The sequence below is a fragment of the Oleiphilus sp. HI0061 genome (genome assembly GCF_001635675.1).
This window is the reverse complement of the sequence record NZ_LWFE01000562.1, coordinates 1-479: the sequence shown is the minus strand read 5'-3', so window position 1 is coordinate 479 and position 479 is coordinate 1. Positions and strand designations below refer to the sequence as shown.

Sequence of the window (479 nt, the reverse complement as noted above, 5' to 3'; positions counted from 1 at the left end):
GGATTGAGGAATATCAGCAATAGGGCAGGTCGAATGGGTAAATTCAGATTCTTCTGATGCATAGTCCTGGCCATCAACCCTTTGTATTACATAAGCGGTCACCGTGGTGCCATCAGAAACCGAAATCGGTGCCGAGTAGTTGTATTCTGGCGCTGAACCATTCAACACATAGCGGATATCTGGTAGGCCTTGTGCTTGAGTCATTGCTAGTTCTAATTGACCAAACTCATTCATACCGTTGGATATAAATTCTACTTTTTCCGGGATAAACGTAAGCGCTACTTCGTTACTTCGAATACCTTCGGTATTTTCGATATAAACGCTAATTGGACCCACCTCCATATTTTCGTGCGAAGGTAATCTTAACGCTAAGCTTCCCTGAGACAGAGAATGAATTGCAGCGTGGACAATGCTACCCGTATGCGTCCTGAAGTAGACGGTGTAGTCGTCGATGTTAGTTGTCATGCCTGAAACACTTA

The 479-nt window shown here is 44.3% G+C and carries 1 protein-coding gene; it reads right to left on the bottom strand.

Annotation, left to right across the window (positions count from 1 at the left end):
• The coding region (locus A3735_RS07375; protein ID WP_156499497.1) for a chitobiase/beta-hexosaminidase C-terminal domain-containing protein at window positions 1-465 on the bottom strand (465 nt) is incomplete at its 3' end.
• Window positions 466-479 lie beyond the last annotated feature (14 nt).